Origin of the sequence: Mesorhizobium sp. ZC-5 (assembly GCF_025753855.1) — a bacterium.
Classification (GTDB): domain Bacteria; phylum Pseudomonadota; class Alphaproteobacteria; order Rhizobiales; family Rhizobiaceae; genus Neomesorhizobium.
Genome location: NZ_JAOWPT010000021.1, coordinates 18,805 through 37,575 on the forward strand (window position 1 = coordinate 18,805; position 18,771 = coordinate 37,575).

At 56.3% G+C, this 18,771-nt stretch carries 15 protein-coding genes and 1 pseudogene; 8 read left to right on the forward strand and 8 right to left on the reverse strand.

The features are described from left to right. The first annotated feature begins 36 nt into the window (after positions 1–36). From OHD58_RS29130 to OHD58_RS29145, 4 genes are all read left to right on the forward strand, one after another. A complete protein-coding gene (locus OHD58_RS29130) occupies positions 37–1,200 on the forward strand; it encodes an acyl-CoA dehydrogenase family protein (RefSeq protein ID WP_263807111.1) in 1,164 nt (387 codons plus the stop codon). 131 nt (positions 1,201–1,331) lie between these two features. Then, positions 1,332–2,480 carry a CaiB/BaiF CoA transferase family protein gene (locus tag OHD58_RS29135; protein ID WP_263807112.1) on the forward strand — a complete coding sequence of 383 codons (1,149 nt, stop codon included), beginning with the start codon at positions 1,332–1,334 and terminating at the stop codon, positions 2,478–2,480. Between the two features lie 349 nt (positions 2,481–2,829). Beyond that, on the forward strand, positions 2,830–4,413 hold the full coding sequence (locus OHD58_RS29140) for an ABC transporter substrate-binding protein (RefSeq protein WP_263807113.1): 1,584 nt from the start codon (positions 2,830–2,832) through the stop codon (positions 4,411–4,413). Between the two features lie 91 nt (positions 4,414–4,504). Next, entirely contained in the window at positions 4,505–4,981 is a 477-nt protein-coding gene (locus tag OHD58_RS29145) for a thioesterase family protein (protein ID WP_263807114.1), read from the forward strand. A gap of 58 nt (positions 4,982–5,039) precedes the next feature. Here OHD58_RS29145 and OHD58_RS29150 read toward each other — a convergent pair whose 3' ends face one another. The 4 genes from OHD58_RS29150 to OHD58_RS29165 all read right to left on the reverse strand — a co-directional run bounded on the left by OHD58_RS29150 (position 5,040) and on the right by OHD58_RS29165 (position 10,250). Then, entirely contained in the window at positions 5,040–6,725 is a 1,686-nt protein-coding gene (locus OHD58_RS29150; protein ID WP_263807115.1) for an ABC transporter ATP-binding protein, read from the reverse strand. Between the two features lie 94 nt (positions 6,726–6,819). Beyond that, entirely contained in the window at positions 6,820–7,638 is an 819-nt protein-coding gene (locus OHD58_RS29155) for an ABC transporter permease (protein WP_263807116.1), read from the reverse strand. Between the two features lie 50 nt (positions 7,639–7,688). After that, positions 7,689–8,645, reverse strand: coding sequence for an ABC transporter permease (locus OHD58_RS29160; protein WP_263807117.1), 957 nt, complete (start codon positions 8,643–8,645; stop codon positions 7,689–7,691). An 18-nt stretch (positions 8,646–8,663) separates the two neighbouring features. Then, on the reverse strand, positions 8,664–10,250 hold the full coding sequence (locus tag OHD58_RS29165) for an ABC transporter substrate-binding protein (protein WP_263807118.1): 1,587 nt from the start codon (positions 10,248–10,250) through the stop codon (positions 8,664–8,666). A gap of 441 nt (positions 10,251–10,691) precedes the next feature. On the opposite strand from OHD58_RS29165, the gene OHD58_RS29170 reads away from it, so the two are divergent. The 4 genes from OHD58_RS29170 (at position 10,692) to betB (ending at position 14,533) form a co-directional block, all read left to right on the forward strand. Beyond that, a complete protein-coding gene (locus OHD58_RS29170) occupies positions 10,692–11,003 on the forward strand; it encodes a LysR family transcriptional regulator (protein WP_263807119.1) in 312 nt (103 codons plus the stop codon). A gap of 362 nt (positions 11,004–11,365) precedes the next feature. Beyond that, a complete protein-coding gene (locus tag OHD58_RS29175; protein WP_263807120.1) occupies positions 11,366–12,199 on the forward strand; it encodes an enoyl-CoA hydratase/isomerase family protein in 834 nt (277 codons plus the stop codon). Positions 12,200–12,278: 79 nt separating this feature from the next. Further along, entirely contained in the window at positions 12,279–12,911 is a 633-nt protein-coding gene (locus OHD58_RS29180; protein ID WP_263807121.1) for an NUDIX hydrolase, read from the forward strand. A gap of 167 nt (positions 12,912–13,078) precedes the next feature. Continuing rightward, on the forward strand, positions 13,079–14,533 hold the full coding sequence (betB, locus tag OHD58_RS29185; protein WP_263807122.1) for a betaine-aldehyde dehydrogenase: 1,455 nt from the start codon (positions 13,079–13,081) through the stop codon (positions 14,531–14,533). Between the two features lie 233 nt (positions 14,534–14,766). On the opposite strand, the gene OHD58_RS29190 is transcribed toward betB, so the two are convergent. From OHD58_RS29190 to OHD58_RS29205, 4 genes and pseudogenes are all read right to left on the reverse strand, one after another. Then, positions 14,767–15,678: a LysR substrate-binding domain-containing protein gene (locus OHD58_RS29190; protein WP_263807123.1), complete on the reverse strand. Its 912-nt coding sequence runs from the start codon at positions 15,676–15,678 to the stop codon at positions 14,767–14,769. A gap of 343 nt (positions 15,679–16,021) precedes the next feature. Beyond that, positions 16,022–16,300: pseudogene (locus tag OHD58_RS29195) on the reverse strand (glycine betaine/L-proline ABC transporter ATP-binding protein); the annotation flags it as partial. A 262-nt stretch (positions 16,301–16,562) separates the two neighbouring features. Next, positions 16,563–17,618, reverse strand: coding sequence for a quaternary amine ABC transporter ATP-binding protein (locus OHD58_RS29200; RefSeq protein WP_263807124.1), 1,056 nt, complete (start codon positions 17,616–17,618; stop codon positions 16,563–16,565). After that, the gene (locus OHD58_RS29205) at positions 17,615–18,574 is read right to left on the reverse strand and encodes an ABC transporter permease (protein ID WP_263807125.1); all 960 of its coding nucleotides are present in this window, start codon (positions 18,572–18,574) and stop codon (positions 17,615–17,617) included. Before OHD58_RS29205 ends, OHD58_RS29200 begins: the two co-directional genes overlap by 4 nt. Positions 18,575–18,771 lie beyond the last annotated feature (197 nt).

An 18,771-nucleotide genomic window follows, 5' to 3' on the forward strand; every position in this document is an offset into this window, starting at 1 on the left:
CCAGCATTCTACATTTGAATTGGGAGGTAAATCGGTATGGACTTCGAACTAAACGAAGAAGAAAAATTAATTTACAATACTGCCAGAGAGTTCTGCGAGAAAGAGCTTATCCAACATGAGGAGCTGCTGGAACGGACTGGAGTCCTCCCTCCTGAACTGGATCTGGAGATACGCAAGAAAGGCATGGCAATCGGTCTTCATGCCTGCAATCTGCCAGAAAGCGTGGGCGGAGGCGGGTTGAACTGCGTCTCGTTAACTCTCGTGGAGCGCGGCCTCTCCCGCGCGTCAACTGCGTTGGCAGAGTGTGTGCGGCGGCCGAATAATATCCTCGCCGCATGTGAAGGGGAGCAGGTAGCTCATTTCCTCGAGCCCGTCATGCGAGGTGAGAAGCGTGAGTGTATCGCTATGTCCGAGCCTGACGCCGGCTCCGATCTGCGCAGCATGAAGACTAAAGCGGTCAAAGACGGTTCAGACTGGATCATCAACGGGACCAAGCATTTCATCGGATACGCTCAACGGTCCCAGTTTGTTATCTTATTCGCGGTGACTGGCGAAGAGCACACTCCAAAGGGCATTAAGAAGCGCATTTCGTGCTTTTTGGTCGATTTGGATGCACCTGGCGTGACTGTTGCCAAGGGTTACGAACAGCTTGGTCACCGGGGTCATTCCAACGACATTCTGCATTTCGACAATGTTCGAGTCGGTGGCTGGCAAATGGTCGGTGAAGAAGGAGAAGGTTTTAAGGTCGTTACAAAGTGGCTGGGAGAAGGGCGGCTTTCAGTTGCCGCCGTCTGTCAGGCTCGTGCCGAGCGAGCTTTCGAAGTGGCTGTGGAGTATGCCGCTCGTCGGAAGCAATTCGGCCAAGCCATTGGCAACTTTCAAGGCATAGGTTTTCCACTCGCGAATATGGCGACGGACATTCGTCTGGGCGATCTACTGCTTATGAATACTGCTTGGAAAGTTGATCAAAAAGCTCCAACGGTTGCGCAAGATTGCGCCATGGCAAAGGTTTGGTGCTCCGAGATGCTGGGGCGTGTTGCTGACCAAGCAATCCAGACTTGCGGTGGTATGGGCTTGATGACCGATCTTCCCCTCGAACGCATTTATCGAGATGCCCGTGCGGAACGCATATGGGAAGGCACATCTGAAATCCAGCGTTTCATAATTAGCCGTGAGCTCATGCGAGCGCACGGCGCGTAGGCCAACCGCCCAATCTCATTCAATCAACAACATCAGAAGATGTGCGCTGAACTATCGCGTAACCGACATCGGCCTCATTCACCCGTCTCCGCATAGGGGTGCCACGCGGAGACAAGCACAGGGAACCGTCCATGGGCGTACTTAGCGGCGTTAAGATCATTGAAATGGTCGGAATGGGCCCCGGCCCGTTTTGCGGGATGTTGCTCGCAGATCTCGGTGCGGATGTGATCGCAGTCGAGCGCCCGGCTGCAGACATCGGAACCGAACGACCATGGTCCGTCTGCAGCCGCGGCAAACGTTCAATCGTGCTTGATATGAAAAAGCCCGAGGCCGTCGCCACATTTCTCGATCTAGTCGAGGGAGCCGACGCGCTAATCGAAGGTAATAGGCCAGGAGTGATGGAACGGCTGGGAATTGGACCAGATGTCTGTCTTGCCCGTCGTCCATCGCTTGTCTACGGGCGTATGACTGGGTGGGGCCAGCACGGTCCTTTGGCTAAGGCAGCAGCGCACGATGCCAACTACCTTGCTCTGTCCGGTGCTCTCTATTTTGCCACTCAGCCTGATGTCGCGCCTGAATCACCCCCGACGATCTTGGGCGATGTGGCGGGTGGAGCGCTCTACCTTGCGATTGGCATTCTCGCAGGAATCCTAAGGGCCAAGAATGAAGGAACCGGACAGGTCATCGACGCCGCTATGGTCGACGGCTCAGCCCACTTGCTGAACCTCTTGGTCTCGTTCCTCCCTGTCGACTACAACATGGTTTATGCGAATGCCCGTCCCGGAGCATTGAAGAAGCATTTCGACCGGACGTACCTTTGCTCGGACGGAGAGTGGGTTGTCCTGCAGGCGATGGAGCCGCAGTTCTACATCGATCTCATGAAGCGACTTGGGCTGGGCGGGGATGAGCGGTTCGCAGAAGAGCGGCGTGACGATCCTGCCGTTTGGAAGCCACTCGGCGAGGAGATGGCAGCACTGTTCAAAACGAAGTCGAGGGATGAATGGTGTGCTCTCCTGGAGGGCACTGACACATGCTTCGCTCCGCTGCTGACGATGCCGGAAGCTGCTGAACACCCGCACATGAAGGCACGCGACGTGTACCGGACCGTAGACGGCATACTGCAGGCCACCGCGGCTCCGAGATTCTCGGTTACTGAATCCCCCGAATTGCGTTCGGTGCCGGCGCGAGGCGCCCACACTGGCGAAATACTTTCTCAGCTTGGACTTGGCGACGGCCAGATTGCAGATCTCCGGCGCACGGGAGCACTCGGTCCAGTCTAACAGTCCCAGGAGCAGGACAGACCAAATTTCAGCACCACTACCACTCAAGTAATGGCTCCCAAGGCCTCGACCGCGCCGCGAGCGCTGCTAAACCGCAGCGTTCGCGGCTGGGGTTTAGCGGTTACCATCGAAGTCCTGACAGGCTGCCTTTATCGGCCCTCATTGACGGCCGTACCTACGCGAACTCGTGAAAATCGGCGCACGTTTGAACGCTGACAACTCATGCCGGGGATGAGTTTTTTTCAGACGGTTCAGCATCAGTCCCGTGATAATTCACATGCAGCGGTAGCTGTACTGCAAATGCAGAAGCGCCGCCGGTGCTGTTAGAAGCGCTTAAGGGGAGGGTGTCATGGCTAACTACGATTTTTCACGAACAGGTCCTCATTCTACCCGTCGCCAATTCTTGACGGGAGTAGCTGCCGCAGGCGCTATGATGGTCGGCTCATCAGGGTTTCCAAACGTAGCGAGAGCCCAGACAACCGACGCCAAGCGAGGTGGTCATTTCAGGATAGGGATCGGCTCTGGCTCCTCGACGGACTCCCTCGATCCGGCGCTGTATCATGACACATTCATGATGTCGCTTGGCCGCAGCCTTCATGGCTACCTGGCGGACATCAACGCTGAGGGCGAGTTGGTTGGCGAACTGGCCGTGCAGTGGGAGCCGTCATCGGACGCCAAGACCTGGAATTTCAAGCTTCGCAAGGATGTCGTATTCCACAACGGTAAGACCTTGGACGCGGACGACGTCGTCGCCTCGATAAATCACCACCGGGGAGATCAGTCACAGTCAGGTGCGAAGGGTATCGTCGACGCCATTGAGGATATTCGCGCTGATGGCCCGCACATTGTCGTCATCAAACTCAAGGAAGGAAACGCAGATTTTCCGTTCATGATGGAAGACTACACGCTGGCGATCCTTCCCCAGAAGGATGGCAAGGTCGACGTGTCCGGCGTAGGTTGTGGCGGATATCAGCTCGACGGCATCGATTTTGGCGTGAAGGCAATTGCCAAGCGTTTCGAGAACTACTGGAAGCCAAATTCCGCCTGGTTCGATTCAGTTGAAACTCTGGCCATCCACGACACGGTCGCCCGGACAAATGCGCTGACAACTGGCCAGATCCACGCCATGGATCGATGCGACCTGAAAACGGTTCGACTGCTGGAACGCGATCGGCGCGTCGAAATCGCTTCTGTGGCGGGAACTCAGCACTACACGCTGCCGATGCTGGTGGACGTGGCTCCCTTCGACAATGTCGATGTTCGGCTGGCTCTCAAATGTTCCATCGACCGCCAGCAACTCCTCGACACTGTCCTCTATGGGCATGGACAACTGGGCAACGACCACCCGATTGCTCCGGGCACACGTGACTTCGCGGTCGACTTGCCTCAGCGCCAGTACGATCCGGACAAGGCTAAATTCCATCTCAGCAAGGCTGGCCTGTCGAGCCTCAGCGTTGACCTGTCAGCGTCAGACGCTGCCTTCGCAGGTGCAGTGGATTCGGCGGTCATCTACCAGCAGAACGCTCAGAAATCCGGAATTTCCATCAATGTGGTGCGAGAACCCGCAGATGGATATTGGGAGAACGTCTGGCTGAAAAAGCCTTGGTGCCTCAGCTACTGGGGCGGGCGGCCGACTGCGGACTGGATGTTCTCCCAATTCTACGCTGCAGGTGTCAGCTTGAATGAGACCCGCTGGAAAAATCCTCGTTTCAACAAGCTTCTGGTGGCAGCTCGACCGGAACTCGACGTCAAAAAGCGAGCTGAGATGTATACGGAGATGCAGGCAATCTGCAGGGACGACGGAGGCTCTGTAATTCCGCTCTTCGCAAACTACGTCAACGCCGTTTCTCGAAAGATCGGACACGGGAAAATCGGATCGAGCCGCGATCTCGATGGCTTTCGTTGCGCTGAGCGTTGGTGGTTTGCTACCTAAATCGCTCCAAGGCTAGGCTGCTCCAGCGCTGGGACAACCGCCTTCGTGCAGCCTGACAATTGTCAGTTTCCGCATTTCAGCATTGTAAGTCATGTCAGATATTTTCTCTTCTCCCATTATGAAGGTCGAGGACGCGTCCTGGATCGATTATAATGGCCACCTGAACATGGCTTATTACAATGTTCTCTTCGATCGAGCGGGGGAGTTCGCCTTCAGAGAGATGAAGCTTGGGGGTGGGTATGTCGCAGAGCGAAAGCTGACGACTTTCACCGCAGAGGCTCATGTTTGTTATGTTCGCGAACTGCACCTTGGTGACGACGTATTCGCAACACTCCAGCTTCTGGATTTCGACCAGAAAAGACTGCACCTGTTCCAGGAACTTTACCATGCTGATGGTTGGCTCTCGGCAACTTCCGAGCAGCTATGCCTCCACATCGACCTGACGGGCCCGCGAGTGGCTCCTTTTCCTGACGACATTTTTTTTGAGCTCGATCAGGTGTTGGCACGCCACTCCATGCGAGGGCGGCCTGTTCGCGCTGGCAAACAGATTGCCATCAAAAGGAAGTAGGGCATCCCGCCTTCCTCCGCGCAATACTGCACCTCCTATACGCGCCGGCTTTGCCCCGCTAGTTTCCGGCGGGCTGCATACGCCGTGAGGCAATAGCTCCATCGAGCCAACCCTCGTTCAGCTGCGGAACGGAAGAGAGCAGCAGTTCCGTGTACGGGTCGAACGGCGGATTTAGAACCTGCGATTTCGCGCCTGATCTTACGACCCGACCACGGTGCATAACGACTACCGAGTCCGCGATCGAGCTGACGGTCGCGAGGTCATGAGTAATGAAGAGGTACGCAATTTCCTCTTCCTTCTGCAGCTGGAGAAGGAGCTTCAAGATGCCGTTGGAAACCAGCGGATCCAGCGCGGAAGTGACCTCGTCACAGATGATGATGCGCGGCTTGGCTGCTAGAGCGCGCGCGATGCATATTCTCTGCTTCTGACCTCCCGAAAGCTCCGAGGGATATCGATTTGCGAACTCCTTGCCTAGTTCGATCTGGTCGAGCAGTTTCGCAACTCTACGATCTCGTTCGTCACCCTTGATACCGAAGTAGAATTCGATGGGCCGTCCTATGATCGTGGCGACCGTCTGCCGGGGATTCATAGCGACATCGGCCATCTGGTAGATCATCTGCAGCTGACGAAGCTCATTCTTTGACCGTTCGGCCAGCCTCGCAGGGAGTGCCTTCCCGTCAAATTTCAAGCTGCCGCTCATAGGCGGGAGCAACCCGGTGATGACACGAGCCAGTGTCGATTTGCCCGAACCAGACTCGCCAACTATCGCAAGGGTGTGAGCCTTCTCGAGTACTAACGCGACGTCTTCTAGAACCTTGATGGTGCCGTTTCCGTAACCGGCGGTGAGCCTGTCTATGGCAAGGATTGGCGACGCGGCTGCTGGTTTCTCAGGGTGCTGGATGTCGTGAACTGCGACCAGCGCCTTTGTGTAGTCCTGCCTGGGGTGGTGGATGATTTGACGCGTCGTGCCCTGTTCGACCATTTTTCCGCCGCGCAGGACCATGATCTCGTCGGCAACTTGGGCGACCACAGCCAGATCGTGAGTAATGTAGATCGCCGCGACCGACGTTTCCCGCATTGCGTCGCGTATCGCCGCCAGCACATCGATCTGCGTGGTGACGTCGAGAGCGGTAGTAGGCTCGTCAAAAACGATGAGGTCAGGTTCCGAACACAGCGCCATTGCGGTCATGACGCGCTGAAGCTGACCGCCTGACACTTGATGCGGAAAACGTCGGCCGATTTTCTCCGGATCCGGCAGCCCGAGCTTCTTGAACAGGATGACAGCGCGCGCTTCAGCGTCCGCTCGGCTGGAAACGCCGTGCATCAGGGCAGCCTCGACAACCTGGTCCATCAGCCTTTTGGCAGGATTGAACGCTGCCGCCGCCGATTGGGCGACATAGCATATTTCCTTGCCGCGCAGCTTTCTCAATCCGGCCTTACTGAGCTTACGTATGTCGCGACCGTTGACAACGACCGATCCACCTGTGATTTTAATACCACCACGCCCGTAGCCCATGCTTGCGAGGCCGATGGTTGACTTCCCTGCGCCGGATTCGCCAATCAAGCCCATAACCCGGCCGCGTCGCACGCTCAACGAAACGTCGTCTACGAGGATGGACGGAACTCCGCCACGGACCGAGTTTGACGCCGGCGCCTCGATACGCAAATTCTCGATGGTCAGGAGTTCGCCTGCCGTAGCGATGCCAGCGCATTGCTCTGTGGACATCTTTCCTCTTTCGGACATTGGAACCTCCAACGTGGTCAGTGTGGCAGCCGTTTAGTGCTGACACCACAAGGCTTCGCTTCCAAGGGTAGGGGTTCGAGCAGACTTGAATGCGTCAGTCGTCTTTAAGTCCGCTGGCCCGATGCAGAAACCAGTCCACAACCAGATTTATCGCAACCGCCAGCAGCGCGATGGCAGCGGCCGGGAGGAGTGGCGTCACGTCGCCGTAGGTTATCAACGTCGCGCTGTCGCGCACCATGGATCCCCAATCGGCTGTAGGGGGCTGGATACCCAGGCCTAGAAACGAAAGTCCGCTTATCAGCAGAAACACGAAGCAGAACCTCAACCCGAATTCCGCGATCAGCGTCGGAACGATGTTTGGCAGGATCTCCCGCGTCATGATCCAAATAGCACCTTCGCCTCGAAGTCTCGAAGCTTCGACATAGTCGAAGACCGTAACATTGATCGCCACCGCGCGGGTCAGGCGATAAACGCGAGTGGAATCTAGAACCGCGATCACGAGGATTAGAGAGGGGATGGAGATGCCAAAGATTGAGAGGAGCAATAATGCGAAGATCAGCTGCGGGATCGACATAAGCACGTCCACGAAGCGGGACAGGATCTGGTCTGTCCAACCACCGAAAGTCGCCGCTACCAGGCCACCGGTCGCGCCCAGCGCGAACGCGATCACAGTCGTCACAAACGCTATGCCCAAGGTGTTGCGAGCTCCGAAAAGGAGTCTCGTGAACATGTCCCGCCCGAGATTGTCGGTCCCCAGCCAGAATTGTGAGCTCCATGCTTCAAAGGGCGTAGCAACGATGTCTGCTTCGCCATAGGGAGCGAGTTGCGCCGCGAATATCGCCGTCAGCACGTACATGATGATCACAATAATCCCGAATTTGGCGCTTAGCGGGATGTCGCGTAGCTTGATCATGGTCAGTTAAGTCCAAGTATGCCGGATACGTAGCCTAGTGAGACCGACTTCTATTTTGGATGAAGAAGCCGGGGGTTCGTGACGATGGACAGGATGTCCGCGATTAGATTCAGGACGACGTATGTTGCGGCGAAGATGAGGCTGCACGCCTGTACGACAGGGATATCGCGCTTCTGTACCGAGTCGACGATCAACTGACCGAGACCTGGATAAACGAACACGACCTCAACGACGACCACGCCCGTTATAAGATACGCTAGGTTCATCACGATGACGTTCGCGATAGGGGCGAGTGCATTGGGGAGAGCATGCCCAACTAGAACGCGCCGCTCCGGGAGGCCTTTGAGGCGAGCTGTTTCGATGTATTGGTTCCCAAGCACATTGATGATCGAGGTCCTGGTCATTCTCATCATGTGTGCGAGGACGACCACCGCCAACGTCAGGGAGGGCAGGGCCATTGCGATCAGCCGATCAACGAGAGCGGTCGACGAGTCCACGTCCGACATGCTCGGCAATATACCTGCCTGCACAGACAAGAAAAGAATGAGCACGTAGCCTACGAAAAACTCTGGGAACGAGATCGAGGCGAGAGTGACGATGTTGATGGAACGATCGACGATCGTATTACGGTACAACGCCGCAACGATGCCCCCTAACAAGGCAAGCGGTACCGAGATTACCGCGGCGCTCAGTGCAAGCAGCAGGGTGTTGATAAATCTCGGCCGAATAAGCTCGGCGATGTCTCTGCCGTTCGCGAGCGCCGTGCCAAAATTTCCCTGAAGGATGGATCCCAGCCATTGGAAGTAGCGGATGTGCGCCGGCACGTCCAACCCCAAGCTCTTCCGGATTGCTGCGACCGCCTCCGGCGTAGCGGATCGTCCGAGAATTTCGGTGGCGATGTCACCTGGAAGAAATTGTACTCCCGCGAAGATTACGATCGAGACGATCCATAGGGTCAACGCGCCGAGGGCGACGCGTTGACCGATGATTTTACCAATCTGGTACATGTTTCGCTGAAGTATCTCTTAGCTATCAGCTCGCCACCAGCGCTCGAAGCAGCGGAAGCCGTCCAGGTCCCAATTGGTGGCAATCTTGTCGTGACCGACATTCCTGGAAAGCGCATTGATGTAATTCGCGAAGACAGGGATGACGGCACCACCTTCGTCGCTGCAGAGTTTCTGCATTTCCGTATACATTTCCAACCGCTTTCCGTCGTCGAGTTCACTTCGGGCGGCCACGAGCAACTCGTTGAAACGCGGGTTTTTCCAGTGGGTCTCATTCCAGGAAGCTTCCGCAGCGTAGGTAGTGGTGAACATCCAATCCGCCGTCGGGCGACCGCCCCAGTAGTTGGTGGAGAAGGGCTTCTTCATCCAGACATTGTCATAGTAGCCGTCCGCAGGCTCACGCACCACATCAATCGATATACCCGCCTTCGAGGCCTCCTGTTGATACAGCGTGGCTGCATCCACAGCACCGGTATACGCAGCGTCGGAGGCCGAGAGCTGTATGTTGAGGTCGCCCAATCCCGCCTTTTTGAGATGGAACTTTGCCTTCTCGGGATCATACACCCGCTGCGGCAGGTCCTTCGCGAAAAACCTATTGGTCGAGGCGATTGGATGATCGTTGCCAATCTGCCCATACCCGCTGAGCATTGTCTTGAGTATTTGTTCTCGATCGATAGCGTACTTCAGCGCAAGGCGAACGTCCACGTTGTCAAATGGGGCCACGTCAACCAGCATTGGGAAAACGTAGTGCTGGGTTCCGCTTACCGATGCGATCTCCAGCATTTTGTTACGTTCCAGCAGGTGGATCGTTTTAAGATCGCAACGGTCCATCGCATCGATTTGCCCCGTCGTGAGCGCATTCGTTCGGGCGGTAACGTCCCGAATAGCCAAGATTTCTATAGAGTCGAACCACGCGGCGTTCGGCTTCCAATAGTTGGCAAACTTCTTTGCTGATGCCTTTACACCGAAGTCGATAGTATCAAGCACGTACCCGCCACATCCTACTCCAGACGCATCAGCCTTGCCGTCCTTCTCGGGCATGATCGGGAGTTGATAATACTCCATAAGGTAAGGGAAATCGACGTTGCCCTCTGTGAGGTTCACGACAACGGTCTCATTTCCGTCTGCTTTGACATCTGTCACGGATTTCAAGATGTCTTTTGCCGCAGACTTGGAGTCTTTTCCGCGATGGTGATTGATAGACGCGATGACGTCAGCGGCCGTCAGTGATTTGCCATTGTGAAACTCGACGCCGCTGCGAAGCTTGAAAGTCCATGTCTTGGCGTCTTTTGACGGCTCCCAAGATTCGGCTAGTTCACCCACCAGATTTCCGTTCACATCCACTTCCGTTAGGTAGCTGTGCAGCCCGTGGCCAAGAATATACATAAATGTCTCAGCGTACGTTCCTGGGTCCAGCGAATCCGATGTGGAGCCTGAACCCACGCCGATTTTGAAGTGACCGCCCTTCTTAGGCTGTGCCGTTTGCGCGTGCGCGGCAAAAATACCTGAAGTGGCGCCTGCGGCTGCTAGGCCCAACATTCCAGCCGTCTGCAGGAACCGGCGGCGATTGGCTTCCCAACTTTTTGTGACGTCGTAATCTTTAGACATTCCGTTCTCCTCTCTGAACATCATTCGGTGACGTTTCTTTTCCGGCCGATCGCGTGGCCGCGCTGAGCAATCTCGAATTGTCGGCTGGTAAGCGGCCTGTTCGCCCAACGTTGATGAACGCTTAACATGGCCGCAGTTCGCGAGAGCGCGAAATAAAGTCATGCGGAGGATGACTTTATTTCGCTTCGATCGGCTCACCTGACAGGTGATAGCTGCTGTGAAATTTGCCAAATCAGGCCATACGTTCTGTCAGGACCTAAGAGAGAGCTTTTCCAATGTCCTATTCCACGGCAACTGCGTATTCGGCCCGTGTACGTCGTCTCTTTTCAGCACTTTGATCTAGAGCCATCGGCAAAAGCCAGCGCCGAGGCCAGAGGCTCCGCGTCGTGCAGTTATCGGCACCCGATGCGAGCGCGATGGTCGATCTGATTGGATACCCCGATGGAACATCGCTACCACAGCCTGCCGAGCCTGGATGCCTTGGAACTGTTTGAGTCGCTGGCGAGAAACCTCTCGATCAACGCGGCTGCCAGAGAACTCGGGCTGAGCGCATCCGAGATCAGGCAGAAGATGAAGGTAATCGAAGATGAGTTAGGCGTTTGCCTGATTATTGCGCACGATGCGGATGTTTTGCTAACGGTGCCTGGCAGGGAGATGTATCAGGCCATCTCCTTGGTTCTCTCGAACACGAGCGACTGCCTGGACAAAATCAAGCGGGCATCTCGCAAGCGCTTATCTCGCCGAATTACATAGATCGTTACGATACCGATCCAGTTTCACCCAGTCTGATACAATTCAGATCTCATCTCGTTCCCGACCAATTACACATATTCCAACCTAGATAAATGTTTGCTGCAATGCAGCGATTATAGCGGCTTCGCGCGCCTATCATCAGGGGAGCGACCGGAGATAACTGCTCGTCGTCATCAGTGTGCCTCTCAACATACTTAGCACACTTCAGCTAATGTTGACGAGAGGGCTTTTGGAAGCAAAGTCACCGGTCAGGTTACTTTTTTGCTGACACATGAAGTGCGGATTGCTGATATCCGATTCACGATCTCGCAAGGCGCACACGGCTGACGAGATGGATTTTACCGACAGAGGACCCATTGGACATGACCAGCGAGACTACAAATTACGAGAATATCCTCTATGAAGTGGATGCGGAGCACATCTGCTGGATCACGCTAAATCGCCCGGAGAAGGCCAATGCTATGAGCGAAGCGCTCATTCTTGAGTTGCGCTCCGGCTTGCTGCGTGCAGACCAGGATGACTCGGTGCACGTGATTGTAGTGCGTGGCGCCGGCAAGGGCTTTTCGGGTGGCTACGATCTGGATGGCGACAGCCAGGATGACCGCTCCTCCATCTACCCATACCGCCTAAAGTACATTAGGCAGTTCGAAGAGTTCATCACGCCGTGGCTCCTGAGTAAGCCAGTGATCTGCGCGATCCATAAGTATGCGATCGGAAAGGCGTTCGAGTTCTCGCTGTTCTGCGACTACACGATCGCCACGTCGGACACGAAGATGGGGTACAGCGAAGTGCGTTATGGCTTGTCCGCGCACTGCCTATTCATGCCTTGGCTGGTGAATATGAAGACGGCGAAGGACCTGCTTCTAACAGGTCGCGAAGTTCCGGCCGAAGAGGCGAAGACCCTTGGTTTGATCTCGGAAGTCTGCGCTCCTGAACAGCTTCATGAAGTTACGAAGCGCAAGGCGACGCTCATGGCGCGCATTCCGCGCCACATGCAGCAGATGCACAAGATGTACCTGAACCGTCTGTACGAGATGCAGGGACTTCGTAGCGCGACCGACTACTACCTCGAACTCGTCGCCGTGCTCGGGCAGCAGCCGGTTCCGGAGTATGAGGAGCTCACCCGCATGACGGTGGAGAAGGGCCTCCGCGCGGCTCTGGATCACGCTCAAGCTCGCTACAAGGGTCTGGACTAACTCAACCGGCGCACCACAGCAACCTGTGGTGCGCGACCGGCATCAAGTGGGAACTGAATAAACGGAGCGGAGGCGGCACTTGCACGTATCAAAGCTGACGCCGGAATTGGTCGCAGATCTTCGATCGCAGTACCAAGCGGTAGCGCCTTGGAAGACGGAGAGCGGCGAATCTTTGAAGCGTGCAGCCGTCGGCATCATTCTGATCGAGGCGGATGATGGGTCTGGCGAACCTGCTTTCCTATTAACGCTGCGAAATTCGAAGATGAGATCGCATGCTGGCCAATACGCTCTGCCCGGCGGGCGCGCAAATGACGGCGAGATGCCTATAGAGACGGTCATTCGTGAGTGTGATGAGGAAATCGGTCTGAAGCTTCGCGAGGAGCAGGCGATAGGGTCTCTTGACGTCTACGTCAGCCAATCTGGCTACGTGATCACGCCCGTGGTTTTTGTTGTGTTGTCCGACGCGGCCTTCAACATCAATCCTGAAGAGGTCACAGAGATGTTTCGGATTAAGTTGTCGGATGTAACTGGTGAGCGTGGAGCACAGTTTTCTGACGAGCTGGGGGGCGGCGCCAATCTGATAAGACTTCCTCTCTTCGACCATCACTTGCACGCCCCGACAGCCGCGATGATCTATCAACTCCTCGAATTGCTCGCAGGGAGATACACAGCTGTTAGTCACCTTGTTGCCCCAGATTTTGCGACGCGGTGAATGGTATCTGGCGATTCTGATCTCCAGCAGCAGACAGCTCGGATCCAGAAAGCATCAACTTCTTCCCAATGCTGCCGATATCGCAACACGCGAAACGTCATCGATGAGCGCTTTTGCAGCGGTGCGGCGAAGTCACAGTGACCTATTGAGTGAAAAGGCGTCGCGGAATGAAATATCAACCTGAGGCAAGCCACTTCATCAATGGCGCGTATCTCGACGATACGTCTGGAAAGCCCATCGAGGTCATCTATCCGGGTAGCGGTAAGGTGATCGCGACGCTCCACTCGGCCACGCACACCATCGTTGAGGAGGCTCTGCGGGGAGGGGACGCCGCGAAAGTCATCTGGCGAGAGGCCACCAGCGCCGAGCGTAGCCGTGTGTTGAGCGCAGCTTCGCGGATATTGCGCGAGCGTGCAGCTGAACTCGCTGAACTCGAAACGCAGAACACCGGAAAGCCCATACAGGAGACGATCGTAGCGGATGCTGGCGCTGCCGCCGACCTACTGGAGTACTTTGGAAGTGTCGCGGCGAGCATTACGGGCGACTACATCCCACTGGCGAACGGAGACTTTGCCTACACAGTGCCAGAGCCAGTCGGGCTTTGTGTGGGAATCGGCGCCTGGAACTATCCCCTGCAGATCGCTTGCGCGAAAGCGGCGCCCGCGTTGGCATGCGGCAATACCGTGATTTTCAAACCATCGGAGATCACGCCGCTGACGGCCCTTAAGCTGGCGGAGGTACTCCATCAAGCGGGTCTCCCGCCCGGCGTATTCAATGTCGTCCAGGGTTACGGTGAGGTCGGCGCTACGCTGATAGCAGATCCTCGCGTCGCGAAAGTTTCGCTCACGGGGTCCGTAGCCACAGGCAAAAGGGTCTACGCCGCAGCAGCCGAGGGTATGAAACGTGTGACTATGGAGCTCGGTGGGAAATCACCGCTTATTGTTTTTGACGACGCAGATCTAGAGACCGCGGTCAGCGGCGCGATTCTCGGCAACTTCTATTCATCCGGCCAAGTCTGCTCCAATGGAACGAGGGTGTTCGTTCAGAAGGGCATAAAAACTGCCTTCACGGAACGTCTGCTGCAACGGCTTTCATTGGCAAAGATCGGTGATCCGATGGATCCCGAAACGAACTTTGGTCCATTGATAAGCGAGCGACAGCTACAGATCGTCAGGTCTTATATCGAGAAGGGTATAGGTGAGGGGGCGAACCTGGTACATGGCGGTATCCAGCTCAACCGTGCCGGTTATTACCTGTATCCAACCGTTTTCACGGAAGTCGACGATCGGATGACGATCGCGCGTGAGGAGATATTCGGTCCGGTGATGTCCGTCTTGGACTTCGACACGGAAGAAGAAGTGATCGGAAGAGCCAATGCAACGGAATTTGGTCTGGCTGCGGGAGTTTTCACAGCCAACCTCGCACGGGCGCATCGTGTCGCAAAAGCCTTTGAGTCCGGGACTTGCTACATCAACACATATAACGTTTCGCCGCCGGAAACTCCGTTCGGGGGCTCAAAGCTATCGGGCGTTGGCCGAGAGAATTCAAAGGCTGCGATCCAGCACTACACCGAGATGAAGACGGTGTTAGTATCGGTGAACGAACTCAGTGCTCCCTATTAATGCGTCACGTGGCACGTCTGGCTCATGTCCTGAGGATCATGCTGACACGATGTAGAACTTTGAGAGCAGCAGACAAGGGAAATAGAGAGTCCGCCTTCGCGCCGCGATTGGAGCGAATATCCCGATCGCAGAGCTACGGTCGTCCTTTCTGCGAGAACCTCCACCGCGAACAAGGAGATACCCCCGGCTGCTGGCAGGATAACGCGGGTCGTCATAGTGACGAATGCAGCAGCCTAGATCGCGGGCTCTTTCGCTGCGAGCTCCATCATCCAGTCTCTGAACAGCTGAGCTGCCCCTGACAGCTTCCGGTTCTCATTCCACGTCAGGTAGAAGTTTCCGGGTGCGGGCAGACGCAAATCGGTAAGCCTGACCAACTTACCCGCAGTGACCAGAGGGTGAATGAGACGATGCCATCCGATTGCGACGCCTTGATCGGCTTGCGCAGCCTGCATCGTCGCCGAAAACTTCCCGAACCTTCGACCCCTAGGCGTATCATGTGGGATTGCTGCTTTCGTGAACAGCTCATCCCACCCTGTCCAATAGGAGTCAACCCAACTGAAATGCAAAAGCGGTAGCTCAGGTAATGACTTGGGTGTCACATCGCAGTGTTGCTGCGCGAATCCCGGTCCGCATACCGGGTACATGCCATCGTCGAAAAGATGCTCGGCACGCTCCGCCTGCCATGAGCCATTCCCGTAGCGAACGCGCAGCTGAACCTCCGCGTTCCTGAAGTCGCGAGGATCATCCGACACAAGATGGTCGACTGAGATGTCGGGGTATCGCTGCCAGAAGTCGGGCATCCGTGGCATCAGCCATAGCGATGCAAAATTGTCGGTGCACGCGATCGTTAGCTGACTAGCCTGATCGCCGCGCTTGACGCTCTTCACAACCTCCGACGCTCTTGTGAAACCATTCGCCAAAACCGAGTAGAGTTCCTCGCCGGCGGAAGTGAGCATCACACCGGTATGCACACGGTGGAATAGGGGAACGCCAATTTCCTCTTCGACAGCCTTTACTTGTCGGCTGACGGCGCCTGGCGTGACATTTAATTCTGACGCGGCGAGCTTGAACGAGAGATGTCTCGCGGACGCCTCGAAAACCGCCAGTGAGGTCAAGGACGGCAGGTCATAGTAGCGACGAACCATAGTATGAAACCATCAAAAGCGCCCACAGCCGTGGGCTGTTTGCGTTGAAGGCTATCCCGCGGCTGGACGCGTGACAAGAGGTACTAGTGGTCCCGGGTTCCTTCCCGCCGACCTACCGTTAAGACAATCCATCATCTGCATTCCTCCCACGCACTTTAAGTCGCTTTACTGGAAATCCTAGGCACGAGTGCTTTCAGCACGTCCGTCATTCTAAGTGTCCCACCACGCTCACCGTCGACCTCAACCGAGAGAACTTTGTCGGCCGCTCCCCCGGCCTTCAAGCTGCCTCGAGCGTCTGATCGCTACTGATAACCTCGTCTGCGTCGTGCGACACGGGCCCCGTTTGCATGACGGATCGAACGCGAAGTACGCGCGCCCTGTTGATATCGCTCATGAAATTATCGATGTAAGGGTCCGCCGGGTTCAGTAGAATGTCTTGGGGCTCACCCTGTTGGATGACTTCGCCATCCTTCAGGATCACGAGATGATCCGCGAGCTTCAAGGCTTCGTCGAGATCGTGGGTGATAAAAACGACCGTTTTATGAAGATCGTTTTGCAGGTCCAACAAAAGGTCCTGCACGCTGGACCGGATTAGTCGGTCAAGTGCCGAATAGGCCTCGTCGTTCCAAATGGCAGCGGCAGTGGGTCCAAGCTTCGTAAATTGCTGTGTTCTGGGCAACAGAGATGAGCCGATGACTTCTGAGACAATGCCCAAAACCGGAGCCCCGTAACCTGTGATCAGAGGACTCATGGATTCACTTTCCGGGACGCCTGAAAAGCCTTTGCAAAAATCCTCGCAGCCATGGCCTACGGCATTTGTTCGGCAACAGCGAGGTCCATTCGGTTGAAGAGCGCCAAGGGAAACCCATCGTCGTGGTCCTAACCTAAACGTTGCTGTGGTTCCGTCCTGTCGTCGCCGTGGGTACGAGCGCCTTCAAAACGTCAGTCATCTTGAGAGTGCCCACCCGGGCCCCGTTCGAGTGCACCGCAAATGACTTGTCGGCGGCACCGTGGGATCGCAGGATCGCTCGCTCCAGGGTTTCGTCCCCGTCGAGGACTTCATAGCCATCATCCTCGACGATAGTCTTTTCCATTACGGATCGGACGCGAAGCACCCGGGCGCGGTTGATATCGCTGACGAAGTCTTCGATGTAAGGGTCGGCCGGGTTGAGGAGGATGTATTGCGGTTCCCCTTGCTGCACGATTTCGCCGTCCTTCAGGATCACCAGATGGTCGGCGAGCTTGAGGGCCTCATCTAGGTCATGCGTGATGAAGACGACGGTCTTCTGGAGATCCTTCTGTAATTCCAAGAGGAGGTCCTGCATGCTTGAGCGGATAAGCGGGTCAAGCGCCGAATAGGCTTCATCCATGAGCATGAGCTCGGAGTTTGAAGTTAGCGCCCGCGCAAGGCCGACGCGCTGCTGCATGCCTCCCGACAGTTGGTGAGGATACAGCCCCTCCGAGCCCGCGAGGCCGACTCTGCTGAGCCATTTGCGGGCCGTCTCGTCGGTTTTGGCCCGCCCGTCCCCACGCACAGAGCATGGCATGCCGGCGTTGCGGAGGACCGTTTCATGGGGCAGCAGCGCAAACTTTTGAAAAACCATAGACATCTGGGTCCGGCGTAGCTGCTGCAGCCTCGCCCGATCGAGTTTCATGATGTCCGTCCCGTTGACTATGACCTCACCCGCCGTGGGGTCGACGAGGCGGTTGAGGTGTCGAATGAGGGTCGATTTTCCGGAGCCCGAAAGGCCCATGATCACCGTGATCTCGCCTTGTTTGATCTCCACATTGATGTCGCGCAGCCCAAGTACATGGCCGTAGGCCTGCAGCATGTCCTTCTTGTGCATCCCGGCCTTCGCGTAGGACACCATGGCCGGCGCGTTGTTGCCGAAGATCTTGTACAGGTTGCGGATGGATACGAAGCTCTCGGTCATGCTCATGTCCGCGACTGATGCATCTTATTGACGCGCTGGAGGGCTGCTCGGCTGACTCGGTCGAGAACAATGGCCAGGAGCACGATGCCGAGGCCCGCGACAAGGCCGACGCCGAGTTCGAGTTTGTTGATGCCGCGAAGGACAAGAGTTCCAAGGCCAGGCGCGGAGACCAGCGAAGCGATCACGACCATAGATAACGACAACATGATTGTCTGGTTGATACCGGCCATGATGTTCGGCAGCGCGAGGGGCAGCTGGACGCGATAGAGCTTTTGCCAGGAGGTCATGCCAAACGCCTCTCCGGCCTCGAGAACGTCTTTGTCCACTAGCCGTATGCCGAGGTTCGTTAGCCTGATCGACGGCACGATCGCATAGAGAATGATCGCGATGCCGTACAGCTTCGGCTCCGTGACGCTGAACAGGAAGATCAGCGGGATGAGATAGACAAAAGTGGGCAACGTCTGCAGCAGGTCGAGAAAAGGCGTCAGCCACCGCTCCAACCGGTTGCTGCGTGACATCGCAATTCCGATCGGCACGCCGAACAGGACACAGATGAATGTGCAGACCATGATGATGGCGAGGGTCTGCATGGCGTAACCAAAATGGTCGATGAACGCCAAGACTAGGAACACCACCAGCACGAAGATCGTCACGCCGGTGCGACGCCCGGCGAAATGAGCGATGGCGACCAGGATCAGGATAGCAGCCCACCAAGGAAGTGACTGCATCAGATCGATGGTGTTGCGCAACGCCCAGCTCAAGGGCTGCGTCACCGGGTCCAGAACGACTTTGACGGGGTCTTTCACGTCCAGGAACAGACGTTCCAATCCGGCCGTCATGTCGCGGGTCCGTGGGAAGGCGCCGCACGCCTTGTGAAGGACATCCAGGGACGGAAACGGGAAAAATTCGGTTTGCTCGGTCCCCGCCGCGCCGGCCTTGGCGAGTAGATCGTCCATCGACATCGGCCCGCCGATGGCGCCGGCGTCGCACCAGGACCGCAGCCCCAAGGAGTCAAAAGCTTTTTCGTAAGCTGACATTTCGAGCCTTAAATCGCCGCAATCCGGCAGCCACGCCCGTCAAGGCGCGGCCACCAGAATTGACCGAGAGGTGCTTGTCGATGTGCTTGAGGTGCCGCCAAGCATTTTGCCAAGTCAACCAC

What these genes read in the sequence shown, in the direction of transcription:
- OHD58_RS29130 (WP_263807111.1), top strand. Translation starts at nt 37, where the DNA reads ATGGACTTCGAACTAAACGAAGAAGAAAAATTAATTTACAATACTGCC.
- OHD58_RS29135 (WP_263807112.1), top strand. Translation starts at nt 1,332, where the DNA reads ATGGGCGTACTTAGCGGCGTTAAGATCATTGAAATGGTCGGAATGGGC.
- OHD58_RS29140 (WP_263807113.1), top strand. Translation starts at nt 2,830, where the DNA reads ATGGCTAACTACGATTTTTCACGAACAGGTCCTCATTCTACCCGTCGC.
- OHD58_RS29145 (WP_263807114.1), top strand. Translation starts at nt 4,505, where the DNA reads ATGTCAGATATTTTCTCTTCTCCCATTATGAAGGTCGAGGACGCGTCC.
- OHD58_RS29150 (WP_263807115.1), bottom strand. Translation starts at nt 6,725, where the DNA reads ATGTCCGAAAGAGGAAAGATGTCCACAGAGCAATGCGCTGGCATCGCT.
- OHD58_RS29155 (WP_263807116.1), bottom strand. Translation starts at nt 7,638, where the DNA reads ATGATCAAGCTACGCGACATCCCGCTAAGCGCCAAATTCGGGATTATT.
- OHD58_RS29160 (WP_263807117.1), bottom strand. Translation starts at nt 8,645, where the DNA reads ATGTACCAGATTGGTAAAATCATCGGTCAACGCGTCGCCCTCGGCGCG.
- OHD58_RS29165 (WP_263807118.1), bottom strand. Translation starts at nt 10,250, where the DNA reads ATGTCTAAAGATTACGACGTCACAAAAAGTTGGGAAGCCAATCGCCGC.
- OHD58_RS29170 (WP_263807119.1), top strand. Translation starts at nt 10,692, where the DNA reads ATGGAACATCGCTACCACAGCCTGCCGAGCCTGGATGCCTTGGAACTG.
- OHD58_RS29175 (WP_263807120.1), top strand. Translation starts at nt 11,366, where the DNA reads ATGACCAGCGAGACTACAAATTACGAGAATATCCTCTATGAAGTGGAT.
- betB (WP_263807122.1), top strand. Translation starts at nt 13,079, where the DNA reads ATGAAATATCAACCTGAGGCAAGCCACTTCATCAATGGCGCGTATCTC.
- OHD58_RS29190 (WP_263807123.1), bottom strand. Translation starts at nt 15,678, where the DNA reads ATGGTTCGTCGCTACTATGACCTGCCGTCCTTGACCTCACTGGCGGTT.
- OHD58_RS29200 (WP_263807124.1), bottom strand. Translation starts at nt 17,618, where the DNA reads ATGAGCATGACCGAGAGCTTCGTATCCATCCGCAACCTGTACAAGATC.
- OHD58_RS29205 (WP_263807125.1), bottom strand. Translation starts at nt 18,574, where the DNA reads ATGTCGATGGACGATCTACTCGCCAAGGCCGGCGCGGCGGGGACCGAG.